Origin of the sequence: Paenibacillus allorhizosphaerae (assembly GCF_042659105.1) — a bacterium.
Taxonomy (GTDB): Bacteria; Bacillota; Bacilli; order Paenibacillales; family NBRC-103111; genus Paenibacillus_G; species Paenibacillus_G allorhizosphaerae.
Genome location: NZ_JBHSRV010000010.1, coordinates 18,397 through 38,466, shown reverse-complemented (window position 1 = coordinate 38,466; position 20,070 = coordinate 18,397). Strand labels below are relative to the sequence as shown.

General features: G+C 43.8%; 21 protein-coding genes. 19 read left to right on the top strand and 2 right to left on the bottom strand.

Annotation, left to right across the window (positions count from 1 at the left end; all coding sequences use genetic code 11):
* Positions 1 to 66: 66 nt before the first annotated feature.
* The 7 genes from ACFQI7_RS27545 to ACFQI7_RS27515 all read left to right on the top strand — a co-directional run bounded on the left by ACFQI7_RS27545 (position 67) and on the right by ACFQI7_RS27515 (position 7,431).
* Positions 67 to 1,671, top strand: a complete 1,605-nt coding sequence (locus ACFQI7_RS27545) for a glycosyl hydrolase family 18 protein (protein WP_218101174.1) — start codon at positions 67 to 69, stop codon at positions 1,669 to 1,671.
* A 565-nt stretch (positions 1,672 to 2,236) separates the two neighbouring features.
* Complete coding sequence (locus ACFQI7_RS27540) at positions 2,237 to 3,496, top strand: DNA polymerase III subunit beta (RefSeq protein WP_218101175.1); 1,260 nt, start codon at positions 2,237 to 2,239, stop codon at positions 3,494 to 3,496.
* A 526-nt stretch (positions 3,497 to 4,022) separates the two neighbouring features.
* Positions 4,023 to 4,355 carry a hypothetical protein gene (locus tag ACFQI7_RS27535; RefSeq protein WP_218101176.1) on the top strand — a complete coding sequence of 111 codons (333 nt, stop codon included), beginning with the start codon at positions 4,023 to 4,025 and terminating at the stop codon, positions 4,353 to 4,355.
* 65 nt (positions 4,356 to 4,420) lie between these two features.
* Positions 4,421 to 5,227 (top strand): hypothetical protein, encoded by an 807-nt coding sequence (locus ACFQI7_RS27530; protein ID WP_218101177.1) that lies wholly within the window; start codon positions 4,421 to 4,423, stop codon positions 5,225 to 5,227.
* Complete coding sequence (locus tag ACFQI7_RS27525) at positions 5,208 to 5,576, top strand: hypothetical protein (RefSeq protein ID WP_218101178.1); 369 nt, start codon at positions 5,208 to 5,210, stop codon at positions 5,574 to 5,576. The genes ACFQI7_RS27530 and ACFQI7_RS27525 overlap by 20 nt, the downstream gene beginning before the upstream one ends.
* A gap of 186 nt (positions 5,577 to 5,762) precedes the next feature.
* Entirely contained in the window at positions 5,763 to 7,259 is a 1,497-nt protein-coding gene (locus ACFQI7_RS27520) for a hypothetical protein (RefSeq protein ID WP_218101179.1), read from the top strand.
* Positions 7,228 to 7,431: a hypothetical protein gene (locus ACFQI7_RS27515; RefSeq protein WP_218101180.1), complete on the top strand. Its 204-nt coding sequence runs from the start codon at positions 7,228 to 7,230 to the stop codon at positions 7,429 to 7,431. The genes ACFQI7_RS27520 and ACFQI7_RS27515 overlap by 32 nt, the downstream gene beginning before the upstream one ends.
* Before the next feature lie 183 nt (positions 7,432 to 7,614).
* Here ACFQI7_RS27515 and ACFQI7_RS27510 read toward each other — a convergent pair whose 3' ends face one another.
* Positions 7,615 to 8,160 carry a restriction endonuclease gene (locus ACFQI7_RS27510; RefSeq protein WP_218101181.1) on the bottom strand — a complete coding sequence of 182 codons (546 nt, stop codon included), beginning with the start codon at positions 8,158 to 8,160 and terminating at the stop codon, positions 7,615 to 7,617.
* 182 nt (positions 8,161 to 8,342) lie between these two features.
* Positions 8,343 to 8,612 (bottom strand): helix-turn-helix transcriptional regulator, encoded by a 270-nt coding sequence (locus ACFQI7_RS27505; RefSeq protein WP_218101182.1) that lies wholly within the window; start codon positions 8,610 to 8,612, stop codon positions 8,343 to 8,345.
* A 771-nt stretch (positions 8,613 to 9,383) separates the two neighbouring features.
* Between ACFQI7_RS27505 and ACFQI7_RS27500 the strand changes: the two genes are divergently transcribed.
* The 12 genes from ACFQI7_RS27500 (at position 9,384) to ACFQI7_RS27445 (ending at position 19,950) form a co-directional block, all read left to right on the top strand.
* Complete coding sequence (locus ACFQI7_RS27500; protein ID WP_218101183.1) at positions 9,384 to 9,857, top strand: prepilin peptidase; 474 nt, start codon at positions 9,384 to 9,386, stop codon at positions 9,855 to 9,857.
* Between the two features lies 1 nt (position 9,858).
* Positions 9,859 to 10,419 carry a hypothetical protein gene (locus ACFQI7_RS27495; protein WP_218101184.1) on the top strand — a complete coding sequence of 187 codons (561 nt, stop codon included), beginning with the start codon at positions 9,859 to 9,861 and terminating at the stop codon, positions 10,417 to 10,419.
* Positions 10,420 to 10,424: 5 nt separating this feature from the next.
* Entirely contained in the window at positions 10,425 to 10,748 is a 324-nt protein-coding gene (locus ACFQI7_RS27490) for a type II toxin-antitoxin system RelE family toxin (protein WP_377517947.1), read from the top strand.
* A 28-nt stretch (positions 10,749 to 10,776) separates the two neighbouring features.
* Positions 10,777 to 11,856, top strand: a complete 1,080-nt coding sequence (locus ACFQI7_RS27485; protein WP_218101186.1) for a GGDEF domain-containing protein — start codon at positions 10,777 to 10,779, stop codon at positions 11,854 to 11,856.
* A gap of 154 nt (positions 11,857 to 12,010) precedes the next feature.
* Positions 12,011 to 12,268, top strand: coding sequence for a hypothetical protein (locus ACFQI7_RS27480; protein WP_218101187.1), 258 nt, complete (start codon positions 12,011 to 12,013; stop codon positions 12,266 to 12,268).
* A gap of 156 nt (positions 12,269 to 12,424) precedes the next feature.
* The gene (locus tag ACFQI7_RS27475; protein WP_218101188.1) at positions 12,425 to 13,357 is read left to right on the top strand and encodes a helix-turn-helix domain-containing protein; all 933 of its coding nucleotides are present in this window, start codon (positions 12,425 to 12,427) and stop codon (positions 13,355 to 13,357) included.
* Between the two features lie 96 nt (positions 13,358 to 13,453).
* Positions 13,454 to 14,062 carry a MerR family transcriptional regulator gene (locus tag ACFQI7_RS27470; protein ID WP_218101189.1) on the top strand — a complete coding sequence of 203 codons (609 nt, stop codon included), beginning with the start codon at positions 13,454 to 13,456 and terminating at the stop codon, positions 14,060 to 14,062.
* A gap of 443 nt (positions 14,063 to 14,505) precedes the next feature.
* Positions 14,506 to 15,369, top strand: a complete 864-nt coding sequence (locus ACFQI7_RS27465) for an SAF domain-containing protein (RefSeq protein WP_218101190.1) — start codon at positions 14,506 to 14,508, stop codon at positions 15,367 to 15,369.
* Positions 15,366 to 16,589, top strand: a complete 1,224-nt coding sequence (locus tag ACFQI7_RS27460; protein ID WP_218101191.1) for an AAA family ATPase — start codon at positions 15,366 to 15,368, stop codon at positions 16,587 to 16,589. Before ACFQI7_RS27465 ends, ACFQI7_RS27460 begins: the two co-directional genes overlap by 4 nt.
* 11 nt (positions 16,590 to 16,600) lie before the next feature.
* Positions 16,601 to 18,025, top strand: a complete 1,425-nt coding sequence (locus ACFQI7_RS27455; protein ID WP_230415343.1) for an ATPase, T2SS/T4P/T4SS family — start codon at positions 16,601 to 16,603, stop codon at positions 18,023 to 18,025.
* A 3-nt stretch (positions 18,026 to 18,028) separates the two neighbouring features.
* Positions 18,029 to 19,006 carry a type II secretion system F family protein gene (locus ACFQI7_RS27450; RefSeq protein ID WP_218101192.1) on the top strand — a complete coding sequence of 326 codons (978 nt, stop codon included), beginning with the start codon at positions 18,029 to 18,031 and terminating at the stop codon, positions 19,004 to 19,006.
* 14 nt (positions 19,007 to 19,020) lie between these two features.
* On the top strand, positions 19,021 to 19,950 hold the full coding sequence (locus tag ACFQI7_RS27445) for a hypothetical protein (protein WP_218101193.1): 930 nt from the start codon (positions 19,021 to 19,023) through the stop codon (positions 19,948 to 19,950).
* Positions 19,951 to 20,070: the final 120 nt, after the last annotated feature.

Here is a 20,070-nt window from a genome sequence, read left to right as displayed (position 1 = left end):
TCCCTATGAAATTATTTGCCGTCCGCCCTCGTCTATTAGGAGGAACAGGGGAGGGGACACAGACGAATGAAAAGAATCGCCGCGCTTTCGTTATTGCTTTTCGTCGCAATGACGGGGAATGCCTTCGCTTACGACGTGCAGTTAAAACCGTTTCAGGACGTCAAACCGGCGGACTGGTTTTATGACAATGTATACTCGCTTGCCGCGCTAGATATTATAAACGGCGAATCCGCTGCGATGTTTAATCCGGACGGGGTGCTTTCGCGGGAAGCTTTCGTAAAGCTAGCCGTCGCCTCTTTACGGGCGGATGTTTCGAAGATATCCGGTCCGGCTCCGACGGATCTCTCTGCGGGCCGGTGGTCTTACCCGTATATCGCTTATGCGGCTCAGCGCCAATGGATCGATTTTATGACCGACGCTTCCGGCAAGTTTCACCCGGAGCAGCCGATCACTAGGGAAGAAGTGGCTGCGCTACTTGGAAAAATGCTGCTGAATTTGCAGGAAGAGCCGATTCGCGGTCTATGGATGCAGTCTGGCTGGGCCAATGAAAAGGCTGCCAAGCAATTCAAGGATGGCGCTCAATTCACCGAGGCGATCGCGCCTTACATGTATTATGCCGTTAACCGAGGCATCATGGAAGGCGATGAACGCGGCTTCAGGCCGGGCGATCCGCTATCCCGCAAAGAAGCGGCGGCCCTTATATACCGATACGTGGATCAGGAGACGGCGGGTCGGGCACTTAAGGTGACCGGATTTTATGCGATTCGTTCGTATCAGGCCGTCAACCGGATATCATCGTTGTCTAACGTAATATTCGGCTGGTCACATTTGCAATACGATGCCGCCGGTACGGCGAGCCTGCAAACCGGGACTACCGAATATCGCGTTCCAGAAGGCTGGGAGCAGGCGGCGGAAGCGGCGAAGACGGCGAATATCGGCAGCGAACTGATGGTTTATTACGGCAGCGGCAATTTGCGCGATTTTGTCAAAGATAACGCGGCACAAGCGGCGTTTGTGGACTCGCTGCTGCAAACGCTGGACAATCCGCGATATCCGTTTACGGGAGTGTGCATCGATTTCGAAGGCTTGAAGGAAGAAACGAGCGCAGCCGATTATGCGGACTTCTTATCCGGACTGAAAGCAAAGCTTGGGAACCTGTCGCTAACCGTTGCCGTTCCGCCTACTTATTACTACAAGGGATACGACTTGAACCAAATTGGCGGCATCGCCGACACGGTCATTTTGATGGCATACGATTTCACCGACCAAGGGAGCAAGCTGCCTTCCGCTCCGCTTCCGCTTGTGAACGATACGGTGCGGCAAGCGCTGGCCGCGATTCCGCAAGAAAAGATCGTCCTTGGCATTTCCAAGCAAGCGAACCAGTGGATCACCACGCAAGAGGGCACGTCCTATTACAAACCGGATATTGACGCGGTAGAGCGGCGAATGGCATCGCAGCCGGATGGGCAGACGTTGAGTTTGCCGTATCACTTGAAGAAGATCGAGTTCCAGGATGACCGCGGCAGCCATTTGATGTACTACGAAGATTCGGAAAGCATCGCCAAAAAGCTGTGGCTTGCCAAATACTACGGCCTGAAGGGCATATCCGTATGGCACATGGGCAATGTGACCGCAGCGGATTGGGACGTAATCGGCGCGGTTGCAAAGTAAACCAAAGAAAAGGCTGACCAGCGTATCCGGCGCAATTTGTCGGTACGCTTGACATTCAGGAACGGCATTGAAGGCCAAGCCGAGCCGCTACAACTCACGAACCCGATTCTCCGGTATGCGTCCGTCCTCGTATCGATCTGCGAACCAGCATCGTGCCGGACCGTGTGAATGCAGTTCACAGCTTGCGACTCTGGCAACAGTGGTAGATTTTACTTGTCTCTAAGAAAAGCATATGATAAGATTCCTATCAGAGTAGTAGTTTTCCTTTTCGCAAGCCTGAAGCCCTATGTGGCGGAATTTATGAGAAACGGGCGTATTATGCCTTTTCTAAAGATTCCTACCCGCATTAGGGCTTTTCGTGTTATCTACCACTTTTTCACAGAATGTGGCGAATAATTCGTATCCTACTCTATTGGCGGATGTAGCGACCCGTATCAATTAAAAGGCTCACACCTATTTGCATCGCTATAACTCGTGGTTCCAATGGGATCTCGATCGATGCATGGGTGTGTATTTTATTTTTAGGAGGTGAAGCCCCTAAAGCAAATGCATTAGGGGTGAAGTGATGAGCTCTATGACAGATTTGGTGTTACAACAAGAGGAAGGATCATCCACTATTGAAAAAAATGTAACTATCGTCAAAATCAAGGATAAGAAGCAATTCTTATCGATGGTGGAGGATGTCGCGAAAGCGGTTGCCACTTCGGATGCGATTCCGGTACTCCAAATGATCAAAATGGAGATCCAAAAGACCGTACCGAGAAGAAAAACCGATGGCAGCGGGGAAACGGAGAATGTCACTGGCAATGCTTTGACGCTTGTCGGAGGAGACGGAACGATAACTATTGTGAAAGCTGCAGCTACTGTCGAAGGGTCTGAACACAGCGTAATTGAAGCAGACAAAGAAATCAGCGTATTGATACCCGCTGAAGCTTTTTCTAAAATCTGCCGCAATCTTCCCGCTGGCGACTTTAGGTTAGAACTCGAAGATGAGCGACTAACCATAAAAGCGGGCAAAGCAAAGTACACCCTGGCAACTCAGGATGTTAGTATGTATCCGAACATCGAAACAGAAGAAGGTGCGGTTTCATTTGTTTCCCGCTCCAAAGACTTCTGCTCGGTCATCAAAGAAACCCTCTACGCGGTTTCCAAAGATGAAGCGAGACCTGCGATTTGCGGGGTGCAATTAAAGGGTTCGGAAAGTGGTGTATTGTTTCAGTCCAGCAATCTGAAGCTGGCCTCGATTCAACTTCTGACGGTTGAAGTGTCTTCTTTCGAAGCCATCATATCCGCCAAGACTGCGAAGCTGATCCTGGATATCTTCGATAAAATAGAAGGTCCTGTTCGAGTTTTAGTGGGAGCGAGTATGATTACGGTTGCTGGTATCGGCGTGATGATCGTGAGCAAACTGATTTCCGGAAAAGTGATGGATCTCGATACGCAACTTCCTAGATCATTTGCCTCCGAGTGTACTGTTAATCGTAAAGAACTCGAAGATGCATTTAAACGGGCGATGTCGATTACGGGAAAGGCACAACGAGCAGTCAACTTCAAGCTTACAAATGGCGAATTTCATCTTAAGTCTAAAGGTGAGCTAGGTAATGGGGAAGAATCCCTATTCGTCGCAGATGCCACCGGTGAAATGAAGGGATGCGTCGATGCTGAGGTTATGACGGACACGCTCAAATCGCTGGAAGCCTATGAACATATCCACTTTAGGTGGCTAGAGCCGTTGAAACCCTACATTTTGGCCCCGGTCCTGAAAGATGGCGAAACCTCCAATCGGCTTGCTGTCGTGGTCCCACTTCGTAGTCATGAGGTGTAACGTCATGATACGGCTAATTGAGAATATTAAGCTATCTTGCAGATGCTGTGGACGTGCTTTGTCTCTATTTGTAGATATAAAAGCGCCTGTAAAGGTACAATGCCCCAGATGCGGACAAGCGGAAGAAGCTCTTCTTCCGCTTTCTTCTTTCGAGAAGGTGGAGGGCCGACCGATTTACCGGGTCTTTGAAGCACAGCTAAAGGGCGAGGAGACAAGGGTTACATTCTGCTGCAGTAATGTACGACAACCGAGTCTTGTGCAGGACATCCGGAGCGGGAGATTACTCATTGACCCTGATACTGCAGTGTGTATCTTCGAGACGTTCGATCGTAACGAAGCGCGCAGTATGGCAACCGAGTTTTAATTTATGGACACTAAGGAGGCGGGGAGCCATGGTCATTAGCATGGGAATGGGAATATACGAAATTTGTCCGGACGCCTTAGAAAAGGGTAAGTTCGTCATTCTACGGGTCATTTGTCCGGATATTACCAAGGATTAGATTTTGATATGTGAGAAGAATGAGCTATGCAAACCTTGACAGAAAGATTACAGGTGCATGGCCGGCACATAACACTGAATCAATGCACGGTTGAAATCACCCGCAATGCTCGTGGCAGCGTCGCGATCCAACTCTATGATGCGGAAGATGGCACACCGTTTACCACGGCTACCATTTTTGTACCTGGCCTGGAGCTTCCTTCTGAACACCATGTAGTGATCAAGAACTATTCGGAAAATGAAGGAATCCTTGAGGCATTAGAGGAAGCGGGGGTCGTTAAGCGAACCGGAGTTTCTATCCGTACTGGATTTGCTTCGTGTCCTGTCGCGGAGCTGATCTTGGAACCGGACCAAATATGATAAAAGGACATGAGGGTGCTGCGGCATCCTCTATTTTATTTTTTTGAAGGAAGGTGTTCCTCTTCATGTATACTCAGCTCAACCTGTTGACGTATCAGTCTGATCTGGACAATGAAGCTTACGAATATTTTAGCGAGCTGCAGTCGGTTATCTTTAAACGAAGGAACGAGGCAGGCTATGCCGGCGATCGTCGAGGGGAAGCGGCAGTACGTAGGCTCTCTGCGGCCGGGGAAGATTTGTACGATGCCAGAAAAAAGGATCTTGTACCCCATGATGCCTTTATTCGGCAAACGCTAGAGCTCATAGTGCAGACCTACTGTCTTTCCATTAACGGGAGCGTGTTTAGAGATATTTACTTCGTACCACAAAAGCCGGTTGTCTATAGGCCACGATTCGCGCGGGATCTGAGAAAAAAAGTGCACGAGGGTTTAAGAGTACCTGCAGCCGCACTTCTTGTTTTCCTAGAGACGGGCGATAGGGAACAAAGTCGATATTTCACCGCGGTCTATGTCCATGAGGGACATTGGTATCAAGCACACCTTTGGGACCTCAAAGATAAGGACAAGTTGGAATACAGGGTCAGAAAATTATATGGTGGAACGTTTCGAGCGGACCGCGAAGGCCAATGGTGGTCGCGAGAAGGTTTCCAAAAGGCCAAGGATGAGAAACGTTTAGATCCGCAAATTGCTGGAGCTGTTTCTCTAAATTTTTGGCGTTTCTATGGACGTGATATGGCACTTAAGCGACTGGGGCTGCCTCCGTTGTCATCGATGCCAGAACGCGCAAAATGGAGGGATTATTTCGATGGAGTGGTTCAAGGAACGGAAAGTAGAAATCGGGAGCAAAGTTCAGGTGTACCGGAATCTGCATAAAGATTCCATCGTCATTCGTTGTGCAAAGACCGGATTGGTGGCCGGGTACTGTGATACGGTACGGCTAACCAATGCCCGCTTTTTCGTTTCGGCCATTGGAAGAGCTAAAGTATTGGAGAGGCGGGTTCGCTCGGTTCACGCTTGGATCTCCGGAACGCTCGATGCTTACGATTTCGAGCTGAAGCGGGAGGGCACAACTCCGATTTACTATCAGCCATATTTGACCGAGACGTTCATCAATGAGCGGACACGTGAGCCGATTTCTGCAGCACCTATGGTCGTGGTTTCCTACGATCGGGCATTTATTACTCCCCTTGAACAGAATGAACAACTGATTCTACGGGTGTAGGAAAACTCCATTGTCATAAACCAGTATTTCATGATACAATGGCATTAAGAATTTTTTGCCCCTTTAGTGGTGGCGTTTGTGTGAAGTCGAAGACCCTATGGGTTGAATTTATGTGCGAAGTGCGCATAAATCCGCTCATAGGGTCTCTTTTTTTGCGCTTTCATTATGGAACAAGGAGGACATGGTATGACCTTATTAAAGGAATTGCCTAGTTTGCTCAAAAAGAGCATTGCAGATGAAACGGTTGAAGAGATTCGGTCACTTGACTTAAAGGAATTCGCCATAGCTATGGGCGACGAGATTAGGCGGGTAGGAAAATGGTACATGACATACCGAAATGGTGGGGAGCGCACTCCTTCTGTCGGGATTAATCCATCGGAACGTATTTGGATGGACTTTACCCGTCAAGGTATTGGTGGAAAAGATGTATTATCCTATTATGCCTATCGTATGTATGACGATATCTCACTAAAAAATCGAGAACGGTTCGTAGAATCCTGTGTCCAAATCTGTAATATCGCAGGAATACCGTTGAAGTTCAAAGATGGCACCTCATTTGAACCTGATGGAGAACGGCGAGTATCGCATGCACCTATTGTTCACCGTGACGAACATGAGGATGCTAAAGGATACGATGCCTGGCTGGATTTTTATTACCGTCAGATGCTTGAACTTTTGAACCTCGGGGATAAGCACAGAGAGCACCTTTTGCAGGAACGGGGCTTTACTCCAAAGGAGATTCAAATTCGAGGCTATCGCTCGGTAACCGATAATTATCGAAGCAGGTATATGCTGACAAAGGAGCTCATTAATTCCTTGAAAGAGGACCCGGTTGGTGTCCCTGGCTTCGCCCTTATGGAAAAAGATCGTCTTCGGTATTGGACTCTGGTGGCTAGGAATGGATTCCTCATTCCTTTCCGGAACCTTTTGAACCAAATTTGCGGCTTTCAACTAAGGGTTGATGACCCCAGAATCATCAGACTACCTAAAGGTTATACAGCTAATCTGAATAACGGTGAAGTGGATATCATCGACAAACAAAGTGAGGCTGTAGTTTGGAAGGGGAAAAGGGACAATTTCCCAGTTACTCTTGAAAGAGGGACCGCTACACTGGAACCGGGAGCAAAGTATGTATGGCTTTCCACCAGTAGGGATGTTGAGAGAGGCGTTGCACAAGGCGCCCGCATTGGTCATCCAACCCCCGCTCCGTATCATGTTGCCGTACCATCCGCTGTTCTTGAGAAATGGGAAGCGGGTGATCTCATTAGCAATGTTTTCGACGTTACGGAGGTTTGGTGGGGTGAAGGGCCACTCAAAGGCGATATCGCGGCAGACTTGACCGACAAGATTCACATTCAGGCTGCCGGCGTAAAAAATTATCGTCAGCTGTTCGAACCGACTCTTCAGCTTAATCCGAAGCGAATCGTCATTGCTTTTGATTCCGATGCCCAGGAGAAGGTGGATGATGTTGGAAAGACGGTTCTCCAATGTATTGAGGAGGCTAAGAAGCTATTTCTTCCAAAAGGAATTGAACTTTATTTCGCGGCCTGGCATCCAGTTCAGAAGAATGGACTTTGCAAGGGAATAGATGATCTCTTGAGGCTCCAGCTCAGGCCCCATATGCATGCATTAGGGGGTGAGCAATACCCATATGAGTATCCGTACCACGAAAAAAATCGGTGAATATTATAAGTTCTTCTATATGGGCTTTATTATAGAAGGTGTACTCAGTATTGAGACTGGCATCCTCTATGTCCTTGAAGCAGCGACTTTAATGGTTGAACAGACTGAGAAAATGCTAAGGATATCGCTGCCGTCTGTGGAGATTGTGAAAGCTATGGCCGAAGAATTGTAACCAAATAAAAATTGAAGATGGCTGCCGGGGATTGCCCCAGGTAGCCTTTTATTTTCATCAGGAGGAATATAGAATATGATGCAAATGTTGCTCGAGTGTTTTTGGCTCTGTTAAAATTAGTTATTGATATTCCCAAAAAAACAAACCCACCATTTGTTGGTGGGATTATGCTTGGTTGTTGAGCTATCGTGCCCCACTTGCCTCACCGAGAACGTTTGAATTCATTTTTATGCACCATTCAATCAGTTCGTCTCGGTCGATTAGTCTAACATTGTTAGTCTTTGCGAGTGTAATTGCTGCTTTGGTATATCCACTGTTCGAGACTACCCACGCCTCTGACGCATTATAATATGAAATTGCACTATGTACTTCTTGTACTGCCTTTACTCCTATATTTTTACTGTAACGCTTTGCTTGTACAACGATCTTAATTCCATCCTTACTTAATACCAAATCTGCTCCAAAATCTCCTACTTCTTTTGTTACAATAACCGAATAACCGTAAAACTTGAAAAGTTGCCCGAGATATTCTTCAAATTCTCTTCCACTCATTTGGTCTATATCGTAAATTCCCGATTGCTCCAGTCTCTTCAATCTTCTATTTCTTATGATGGCAGCAACAATCCAGGACATTAAGATAATAATTATGCCCACAGCTCCAAGTGCAAAAATGAGATGCTTTGATTGAGTCAACTCATTAGAAAAATCATTAATTTGTTCCTGTGCCATTGATAGAGTTTCTCCTTGGAAAAATATCAGTACCCATAATTTTAATGAAATCAAACACAACCAGCAAAATCAACATTGAACTTTAACGGAGCCATTTTTTTAGAAAAAAATCCTCACAACATGAGTAGGTTCTTGATGATCGTATTCCGGCCGTATCTTCATCTCAGTCTGTATTCGCCACATCAAAAGCAAGTGATCAACATTTCGCGAAAGATTAATGCCTGCAGTTCTCGAGCATTACTGGTACTGGTTTTTCTATAAATATTGAATATGTGATTTTTTATTGTTTTCTCAGCAACTTTAAGTTTAATGCTGATCTCCAGATTGCTTGGGCCACGTAAGGTCAGCACCTTTAATATTTCGATTTCTCTACGGCTTAAACCAAATTTCTTCTGAATAAGTAAAAAGTAATTGGTAGCAACCGGATGTAATTCAATTATTTGTTCATTCATAATGAAACACTCCTAAAGTAAACGTATACGTATACGTATACGTATACGTATATGTATATGTAAGTGTTGAAATCACACATCACCCATATATCCTGGCTTAATTTATTATAAGCTGCTTGCCATTGTTTGGAAACACAAGTGTCCTGATCGAATGCAGCAGCTTGCTCGTACACCTGAAGCAAAGGGAAAGGTCGAAAGGGATATATACGTATCTCCATGGGCCATCGAGTTAGAACTAGCCGAATGAGTTTGTATCAATGACTACCAGGAATACCCTTCGCTTATTATCTCCGTCGTAACCATCCTCATTTATGAACAACCCATTTACCCTCCCATCCGGTAAATGAATGTTAAATACATAAGTCTCCGCACGATTGCCTACCCTTCCGAAATACACCAACTTTCCGCGTTCCTCTAGATATGCCATTGCTTCTTCGTATGTAGCGAATCTAAGGTGTAATGTGCGGTCCATTATAAATCACCCCTGTGAAAATTATATGCGAACATAATAGGAACAGTCAAAGCAGGATGGCACCGTTCATAAAAAAAAGCCCACGGGTAGGCTTACTGCCATCGTATTCCCGGTGCTGCGGAGTTTCCGGCAACGTCCGGCACTCACCGGCAACGTATTAGTCAATACTCTAACCCAATTTATTATACACACATTGTGCAATGTTTAACAATAATCATTGCACATTATATTCAGTAGTGTTAATATTGTGGTACCCACATTTGGTATATAATGGTCGTTGACAGAAAGGAGCGGGATCTTTGGATTGGCAACAAACTCTTGTTTATGGACAAATGGTACCTATTATGGCCTCGGCTGCTTTCACAGATTGGAAATACAGAAAAGTTTTTAATATCGTTTCGATACCGGCGATAATCGCCATGATTATTACCCGGATTTTTATTCATCCGCAAGGATGGTTATTTTATACAGCTGCTCTAATACCAGCGCTGGTGTATTACATCTTTGCACTCTTCACAAATGAAGTAGGTGGTGGCGATATTTTGATAGTTGCTTATCTAGGAATAGCATCAGGAATCGTGGCCACATTGCTCTCAGTCATTAATGCGGGATTCGTAGGGTTAATTTTATACTATGTTGAGGCTTTTATCGGAAAAAAGAAGCCACATCTACAGCAACCGTGGGTGAGCTTATTATTTATAGGGTTTTGCATAGGCGCCGTACAAATCACATGTCTGAAGTTCGTATTTCCATTTATAAATCCTTGGGGGTGAAATGATGTTTCAACAGCATGAAGAAGTTTTTATTTTTGCCGGCCATCGGATCGAAGTTAGAGATTCCATAATAGGTAGCCAATACATGGTTAGATTGAAAATTGGGGATAAAGCGGAAACGGTTGAACCGAAAGAAGCAGGATTCTTGACCGGCCCGAATTCTGAAATCTCGAAGATGTTAGGGAAGCGGGGATGTACTCTGATTTCAGCGAGCTGCGCAAGCTCTTTTATGAACCGGAAAAGCCGTTATCGACTTTCCCGAGAATCCTTACAGATCAAAAAATGGTTGACCCAAAACGGCGCGGCACAGGGTGGAATATTATACGGTGAGATTGAACCGGGACGAGCACGTGGATGGTATATTGTGTTGATGATGCAAGTGGACCGCTATGGAGGGTACGTAGATTATGTGGAACCAGGATATCATTTCCTTGGCGAGCATCCCATGTGCTATCAAATACGAACTGAACGAGGAGTCGACGGGATTTATAACAACGGCTGCGAGTTTTTCGTGACGACAGTAAGTGGGCAAGAAGTACGGGCACTTTTAAACGTCAACTAAAACTAATGATGAGGGGAAGAAATTTCGATATGTATCAAGTAGGTTATATTTCAAAACGAGTGAAAAAGGAAATTAATGAATTCTCAAAACAAGAGCAACGGGCTATAGAGGAGGCGATTGAAGAGTTATGCGTAAACCCACGGCCGTTAAGTAGAAAGTATGAACAGCTCTGGTGCTGCTCCGAAATTAAAAAAATCAAGGTCGGCCGAATTCGGGTGTTCTACCAGATCGACGAAAAGAATAGCCAAATATGGATCGGAAAGCTTGATAATCGGGATAGCCATACATACAAAACGGATCCCAAGAGTTGGTTTCAACGGACTGCATGATAATCTTAAAATGAGCAGGAGATATGACATGATTCATTATTTAAGCGTATGTGTAATTCCTCTACTTGTGGTGTTGCTCTATATAACCCAGTTGTTTGACCGGCTTCGCAAAAAGCGCGGCTATAGGTTTCTTACTGTTGGATCCGCGATCTTACTTTTATCTGCGCTTCTGGAAATACTCGTTTCAATGCCAATACTCCAGTCGCCAATGTTAGTTGACAATCTTCATCATCTTGTTCAAGCTCTATATTATATTGGTTGGTATGTGAGCGGAATTGCATTGTTTATGCTTCATCGAAACTTGGCCAAGCGAGGAAGGATTGTTCTTCTATGTGTTCTTCCTGTCCTTTTAATTATTAGCTTCTTGCCTGCGTATATCAGTATGTTCATTTGCGCTGTTACTGCGATCTTTGTAGCTATTCAAATTAAAAAATGGTTGCCAGGGGTTGCTTCAGGGTTTCGCTGGTTACTTATTTTTTTTGCAATCTCCGAGCTTTACGGTGGTACAGAGCGGCTGCTTCTTAATAATTTGAACTTCCATTACGCAGAACTCGTGCATGATATTTTCTTTATTGTTGGCTGCAGCCTGGTCCTTGTTCTCGTAACGACGAGAATCTCAGATGTATTGGAAAACTCTTACAAATCGTCGATAACAGATGGTCTCACAGGACTCTTTAACAGAAAATACTTTGTGAGTGCTGTGCAAAAATACGTGGAGCGGGCTGCGGATGTGGCAGTCATTTTTTTCGACCTCGATAATTTTAAAAAGCTGAATGATACCCAGGGACATAAGGCCGGGGATGATGCGCTTAAGCTGGTAGCTTCCATCCTTAAGGAAGAGATCGAGGGCCGCGGGATTGCTGGAAGGTACGGCGGCGAAGAGATGGTTGTATTAATGACTTCATTTGAAACGATTATGCTTATTGAAGACTTTTCGGAGAACGTGCGCAAACGTATTGAAAAGGAATGTGTTGTAACTGCAAGTATAGGCTTCGCTCAATACGCTAAAGGACTTTCTGCAGAAGAGCTCCTGAAACGTGCAGACGAGGCAATGTATCATAGCAAAACTAATGGAAAGAACAGGGTTACAGGTTACAGGCTTGGGTAAAATGTGACGTAGTCTCTATCTATAAATCCGATTAATTGACCCGGTTGATCCTGCGATAGTCGTTCAGGTCAAAGATGGGTAATATATTTTCCCGGACGAATGGGTCAAATTTAATTTAGGCTATTCGGATTTTGTGCAGTGTTGGGGGGATTGAATGAATAACGAAGAATGGATGATATTATTAATTGGATTAATTATTCCTCTTATCACAACGTTCCGTAAATATGTAATAACATCAATTGTTTTCTGGATTGGCTTCATATTCATACTCATAGCAAGACCATGGCATGAATACAAAAGCTTTGAAGGTATGCTTGAAGTGCTTATTCTATATTTTGTTGTCGTTCCTCTGTACAGTGTTGGAATAGTCATTTGGCTTATTGCATCTTGGAAGAGGAAACAAAGAATATAAGGATACGTCATGGTGGGAAAAAACGGAAAAATTATCTGGAAATTTAATTTTACTGTTTCCACCATAAAATTCGAGTACCCTTAATTTATAAATTAGCGTCTGCTGAGTTTTATAGCCATCGTGAGAACAAGGCACATCAGTTTGGAGGTACTAGCTTTGCTAACGATTGATGACGTGATTAAAGAGCTTAGTTTGTCTAGGCGAACGGTCTTTGATTGGATTAAGAAGGGCTTTTTGCACCCCACAAACTCACGGGGTGGATTACAATTTTCCTATGATGAGATTAAGAAGATTAAGGAATTTTTTAATGAGCATGTCACTATGAGAGAAGCTGCGATCACTTTGGAGGTACCCCTGCAATTCATTAAAAGCTGGATAGACAATAGAGTAGATCCTCCATTCCCTACACATCCTTACCAGCGTAATGCATCCTATGCGATCCCCAAGAAATGGATAGAAACCCACCGTGCAGAGATTTGCAGAGATTTTATTGGCCAAAAAAGTAGAAAAAGAAATACACCCAAAGAGATAAAGGGACGGGAGCTCAAACTCTTCTTTAATGGCTACCGTCTGTTTGACCACATAAATAAAGAAGGTGAAGAGTGGTGGGTAATTGATACAGATCCGATCACATTATTTTATAACGGTGAAACTCGAGTCCTGGCTAAAGCCGCTCCACTTGGAACAAGTGAACCGTGTCTCGATCTGCCATATGCTGCAAACAAAGGAGCTGTTCGATTTAAAGTTCCGTATGCCGCGTTGGATGAAATGACCTTACAAATGCTAGGAATCGTCGTCCATCAATTTGGAACAAAGAATATTCGTATTTTTTCGGAGCAAGAGTCTTATCTCATTGTTGTAAGAAATGGCATGATCTTACCTAGTCTGGAGTTTGAGGGGTTATTGAAAAGTTATGTCGTGGAAGGGGAGCTCTTTCCAACTGATGGTGGGATAATCTTAGGCGATTTTGTACATAGATTGACGATTTCATTATCGTATTCAGAGTTTCAAAAATTACAAAAAACATCCGATGGAAATGCGCAAGAATGGATTTTGAAAATCATAAGACAGCATTTGGAGTATCAATAAGTATCTGGAAATTAGACTTTGATTTTGGCTCATATTACCAATATTACATTATTTGTTACATTTTAAATCGAATTTTTGTATGCTAATATTAAAATCATGGCGAATGAGTACAAAATAGGACAATTTGCAAAACTGATCGGCAGAACCGTAAGTACTTTGCAGCGTTGGGACCGTGACGGAATTTTGGTGGCTCATCGGACTGAAGGAAATCGTCGCTTTTATACCCACGACCAGTACTTACAAGTGAAATTCAGAGATCTTCATGCGGCAGGAAAGGGGGCTGTTGTTGGATATTGCCGGGTTTTCAATAACGAAAGAAATGAACTCTTTGAGTACCAGCATAGAGTTATTCTTGAGTACGCGATTGAAAATAATCTTTCGGTTGATCATTGGTTTCATGATATCGGGGGGCTTCTTAACGAGCGGAAAGAATTTACCAAACTGTATCAAATGATTGCGGCTGGTGACGTACGTCTACTTATTGTTCCTGTAAAAGATAGATTAATTCGATATGGATATGATGCTTTTACCTTCCTTTGTAGTTTACATGGTACAACTGTGATCAGCGTAAGTGACTATCGTCCCGTGAATGAAATCTTGATTTCCCCAGCAGATGAAGAGACGGATGAATTATTGGAGCTGTTACCGCTATTTCGCCGAATAAACAAAAGCAAAGTTATTCAAAAAATCAAGGAACTGCCCTAAATCAAAATATATTGCATTTGAACGTGCACAGGATTATACTAAATCAAGTAAGTTTTTCTAGTGCAGCATTGAGAGCCGCTGCATTAATTGTTCAAGATAACGTGACTCTATGAGTCGCACCTTCCTTAGGGAAAGTGTGTCATCATAGAGTTTTTTTTTGTATTTTAACCGGGCGTAACCGGAATGTACATAGTTCCATATGTCTATTTGACGATGTAATAGGAAGATGTCTTCTAGATCATAGAAATAGAAAAATTTGTCGCTATTTTCATCCTATGTGTGTATAATAAACACGTACGAAACATATAAAGGAAGTAATTAACAAATATATTGTCGATATATGGGACTAATATCATAGTATATAATGCCCGAAAGACATAGGGATAGCTGGGGAGTGATCCGTTTTGCGGAAAGTGATTATTTGGGCTTCGGGAGTAGCGCTTATGGCGATATCTGTCGTAGGGAACCTCTATTTTTCAAAACTAACAGAGGTTAAATTCACCTCAACAGTCGCGATTAAACCAACGCGGTTGCTCAAAACTGGGGAAATTATTGAAGCCTCTATGCTGCGTCAAGTTTCAATACCCGAGTCCAGCCGTGCCAAAGATGCAATCATTAATTCAAATGAACTGATTGGCAAGGAAGTGCTCGTGCCTGTAGGGGAGAACGAAGAAATCGCATCTTGGAAAGTCGCTAAACCAGGTTATGTTCCGAAGGAAGACGAGCGTTACTATAGTTTTAAGACAGACGTCACGACAAACGTCAATAATATGGTGCGTCGGGGCGATTCGGTGGATGTATGGGTTGAGTTTGATACACCAAAGTTTATCCGGACTCCATCAGGGCAATTATCTATTGGTGCCGTGAAGATTATAGAAGGCCTTCGAGTTTCATCGATCAAGACAGGAGAAGGCGTTGAAGTTGGCGACGTTAATTCAATGGAAAACTTTGTTCAAAGTGATTCGGTTCAGCTCGCAAATGATCGAACAAGACCAAACGGAAAGCCGGAAACGAACACGTACATCATGAAGGATGATACCTATGCAGCATATGCCCTTGGTGCAATCGGTGGAAAAGTTAAACTTGCGCTGCCGAACCTGAATAGTCGAGACGGCACATCGGCCAAAGTTACGGATTCATTCTTGGAGTTACAAAGGGCGGATGCCTTCTCGAAGCAAAATAAGGGAGAGATTACGCTTAAGATTGACCTTAAAGATTCGGAAGTAAAAGGGAGCGATTCTAGCGCCCAGCAGGTCCCTTCAGTAAACCAGCCAGGAGCACCAACATCTACGGAGGTTCGTAAATGAGAGCACTAATCGGTATCAAGGAGCAAGTAGCAATAGAAAGACTTCTCGAATATCGAAAGGAAGGTATGGACTGTCAGATCGTTAATCAAAAAGACGAATTTTTTTTCCAACTACCTAACAATTTTGATGTTGTCTGTGTTGATTCCGGTCTATTCACCGATTTATATCCTTGGATATGGGTCGAAGAAATTAAGCGCGCTGCAACAACCGCTTTGGTATACATAGCCCTAGATACGGATACATATGATTCGACAATGTTATCTATTATCGAGAAGTTAGCTATGGATTATGATTTCAATATTATACCGGCACAAATTTCTACCGAAAAAACAGCATATGAATTTGTAAAAAATATACTTGGGTTTGAGCGAAGTCAGGCCCACCAAGTTGAGGGTAGCAAATTTATTACTGTATTACCCGCAGCTTCGGCGGACGGTGCCTCGACGGTTGCAATTAACACGGCTCTAGCTATTGCTTCAAAAACAAAATTGCGGGTGGGTTTGATTGATGGCAATCTGAAAAATCCCTCGTTACGATCGCACTTAAACATTGCAGACCGTTTAAAAAGTAATTTTCAAATTCGGGCCAAGCTACAAACAGGTACACTAGATCCTACTTCTTTAGAGGCTGCATCCGTAGTGCATAAAAAATTTCCCAACCTTTATGTATTACCTGGTAGTCACCGCAGGGAAACGGCATCAGATGTAACACCTGAGATGATTTATCATCTTATGGCCGTAGCGAGACAAACTTTTCACATTACGATCATGGATGTCGGTTCCTTTGCGGATAACGCAGCTACGGTATGCGGCGTCAGGTATGCCGATGAAAGATGGTTGGTTTCTCAACCGATATACGCATCATACCGCATCAGCTGGAAAGAATGGTTCGAATGTTATTGGCGTCTTTGCGGGTTAGGTTCAAAAGACTTTAAGCTTGTGATTAACCGGCTGCAAGAGAACGAAAAAATCGATGATATGATTAACTATCTGAATATGGACGTCGTTGGGAAGATACCGAACGTAGGTGGCGGATTGGGAGTAAAATCAGTTCACGATGGTATTCCACTTTATTTGCAAGCCGGCTCGCAGATCGATACTTTTACCCAAGCGATTAATCTTTTGGCTTCAACGATTGCAGAAAGTAATAGTGCGGAGTTTGTCGCTGCGGCTTCAGAACAAAAGCAGCCTGGTTTCTTACGTAAAATATTCCAAAGATAGAGGGTGGGTTCGTGACGGAAACAGTGGTGAAGATGAAGACTCGTATTGCCTTCGATTCGTATAAATATTTGCAAGATATTCGGCAGGCGAAGGCAAAAGAGCAAGCGAGTACTTCACTTCGTCTAATTTACGGCGGAGAGGGGCGCCGCATTCCTTTGTCCCAAGCTGCTGAGATTGTTCATAAACATTTGATGGATCGTCAGCAGAAAGATCAGGAACTGTATCGAGATATCCTCGCAGCGGGCCTCGGCAAACCAAATGCGAAAGAACGGATGAAGGCTGTTATCGACACTCTCATCATGGAATATCGGATTGAAATTGATCCGGATACTTTGATTGAGGGAATGAACGCAACTGAAAGTATTTTTGCTCAAACATGTGGTGCAAGTCTTATTGAAGATCTTAAAGACCTTCCTGGTGTTGAAGAAATACAAGTCATTGATAAAGATATTTTTCTACTTATTAAAGGGGAAACAATTCACTACACCAGGCGAAAGTTTAATTCCACCGAAGAAGTCCTTATCTTACAAGATCGACTTGCTTTGTGCGGGAAAAAACCGATTAATGAGAATACACCTTGGCTTCAGTCGTATTTATGGAACGGTTCACGACTTGTCATGTCAAGAGAACCATATTCGGATGTGCCGGCTATACATATTCGAAATTTTATTGTTCGTGACGTTACGCTAGATATGCTCGCATCGAAAGATTATCGAACGATCAATTCCAAGATGGTAAAATTGCTAAAACTTCTTGTTCGTTATCACGCATGCCTACTAATCGGCGGCTCCACAAATACAGGAAAGACAACTTTGTTATTTGGCTTGTGTCAAGAAATTCCGGAGCATGAACGAATTCGGACTCTGGAATCTGATTTTGAAATCGCCTTAAGGAGACGACTAAAGGGGATTCGAAGCATCCTAGGAGTACGTAAGGTTGATGATATCGGACTCTCCATGGAAGAAGCTTTTAAACCTTTGCTTGTCATGTCCCCTCACTGGGTTGTACTCGGTGAAGGGCGGGGAGCTGAAATTAATCAGGCAATACAAGGAGCCCTTCGCGGACATGATGTAATGGCGACTATGCATACTAAATATCGTGAGTCGTTTATAAGCGACGTTATCGACATGATGAAGCAGGACGGTCGTATACATGATACGGAAGATGCGAAAAAGCGTATTGCTCGAGCTTTCAACATTGTTATATTCCTTCGCTTAGTGAAAATAGATGGTCAGAATTTCCGAATCGCAACCGAAATCACGGAACTCTCGGTAGATGATGAGGAAAAGGTTCAGGTTCGACCTCTCATCGAATGGGATTTTCTTAAGCGGGATTGGAAGGTAACGGGACATAAAATAAGCCGACCTCTCATGGACCATATGATTGCTAACGGAGCGGACCCGAACGAGTTTAAAGAGCTAGGATTCTGGGAGTAGGATATGATGACTGATCAGATTGTATCTGGAATAGCTAAGGGGCTGTTCTTAGCCTTGTGGATTATTGGGACGGTTATGATTGCTGTTCCAGTTCTTCAAAAAATTGCTGTAATTTATCAGAGAAAAAGAAGGTTCAGGAGTCTTGGCGAGCCGGACAAGGAAATAAAAATATCACTTCGGAAAATACCAATCATCGATCAATTTGCTGTTGAAATGGAAATAGCAGAGATCAAATGGAGTGTAGAAGTGGTTCTCGCTATGATGCTTATGTTTTTGCTTGTTGGAGGGTTTGGATCAGCCGGTGCAATATACCTTCTGCAGCAGGCTTACGCGACAGGAGCTGATAGGATTGCTTCAACCAATCCATTGATCTTGAGTTTATGTACCGGTATCTTATTTGCTTCATTCCCTTATTTTTATATCCGATTTCGGCTACAGCGAAAAAGGCATCGCATTGCGTTACGAATGATTGCATTAGTGCAAAACTTGATCGGTCACTATCGCCCCCGTATTACAATGGCTGAACTTGCATCCAAGGCAGGTCCTACCATGCATACAGATGTTCGTTCTGAATGGAAGAGGCTGGAGCTCTCCCTTCGCATTAAACCCGTGAAGGATGCTCTATACGAATTTTCGGAACGATTAGACAACCATTGGGCGGACGATCTGGTAGACATCCTGCTTATCGGGATAACACGTGGTGTGAATGTGACGGGCGCTCTTCAAAAGTTGGTAAAGGACATGCTAACTTCAAAGAGAAATGAGGAGAAACGGCTCGCAATGGTTACGGTCTATCGTATTGGGACCGTGTTCCTGGTTCTTGCTGCGTTTGGAATCGTCCTTTTTAACATAATGGCCGATCCGCCTAATTTTAAGCATTATTTTTTAGATCCGTTTGGTCAATCCCTAATGGTTCTCACTCTAATCGTTCTGATGGGGTCCATGGTTATGGTCTTAAAGTCAGGACGGAAACGATTCTAGCAGGGGGTGAGTGATTGGATTTCTGGAATTATTTTTGGAATTACGGATTTAAAGCGATATTGGTTATATGCTTCGCCGCCGGCGCTTTATTTTTCTGGTTACCGATTGTTTCGAGTATTCGTTTTACTCGTAACAGTCGCCTTGCAAGATTGCTTGAAGAATTAAGAAGTAAGGAAGAAGCACAGTCTTTTTATCAGAGTTTAGCTGATCTTGATGATATGCCCGCAAAGGTCCGTCAGTACTATGAGAGGGCAAGACTTGCAGATCTTCCACACACCTTAACGTATACGTGGTTTCAGTTTATTCGCTGGATCTTGGCTTCTATATTTATGCTATTCGCATTTATGTCGCAAGTCAGAAGTCTAAACGATCTATTAAATCTTAATCTAGGAACGAACTTGTTCTTGCTTCTATTCCTCGTCTCTGCTGGATTACTTGGATATTGGCTTCCTATGGTAATCGTAGTGGTCTACGCGAATGGAAAGAAGACAGAGTATCTAATTGAGATTGCGAAGCTATCGCAACGATTACAGCTCTGTGTCAATGAAAAGTCGGATATAAGGGAAACATTCCTTATGGCAAGCAGGCCACTTAAGCTGCTTAAGCCACACATACAAGAAATGGCGGCAGCATGGGGCAATAATCAAAGGGCGGCCATTGAGCGATTTAAAGATTCCGTCGGCATTTCAGAAATTTATCCTCTCGTGAATGCATTAATATCGCTAAGTGAAACGGAAGCTAAGGAGATTGTTGAGGTCCTGAAAAGTGAGGCGGAGAACATTGACGCTACACTGGAATCCGATGTGAATCGTAGTATTGAGAATGCTCCTATATTTATAAGCTTCTATATCATGATCCCTTTTGGGATCGACGTGATTTTATTTCTATACCCGTGGCTTACTTCAATTAGCACTCAGATTATGACTAGTTTTACAATGCCATAGGAGGTCGTTATCCATGACAAAACTTGTCGTTATGCTGCTTGTATGTGTAATCCTTGCAGGTGCAACAATATATGCGCTAGGCAGACAGGTCATCCCTGCAACGGGTACAGCGGGAACTAC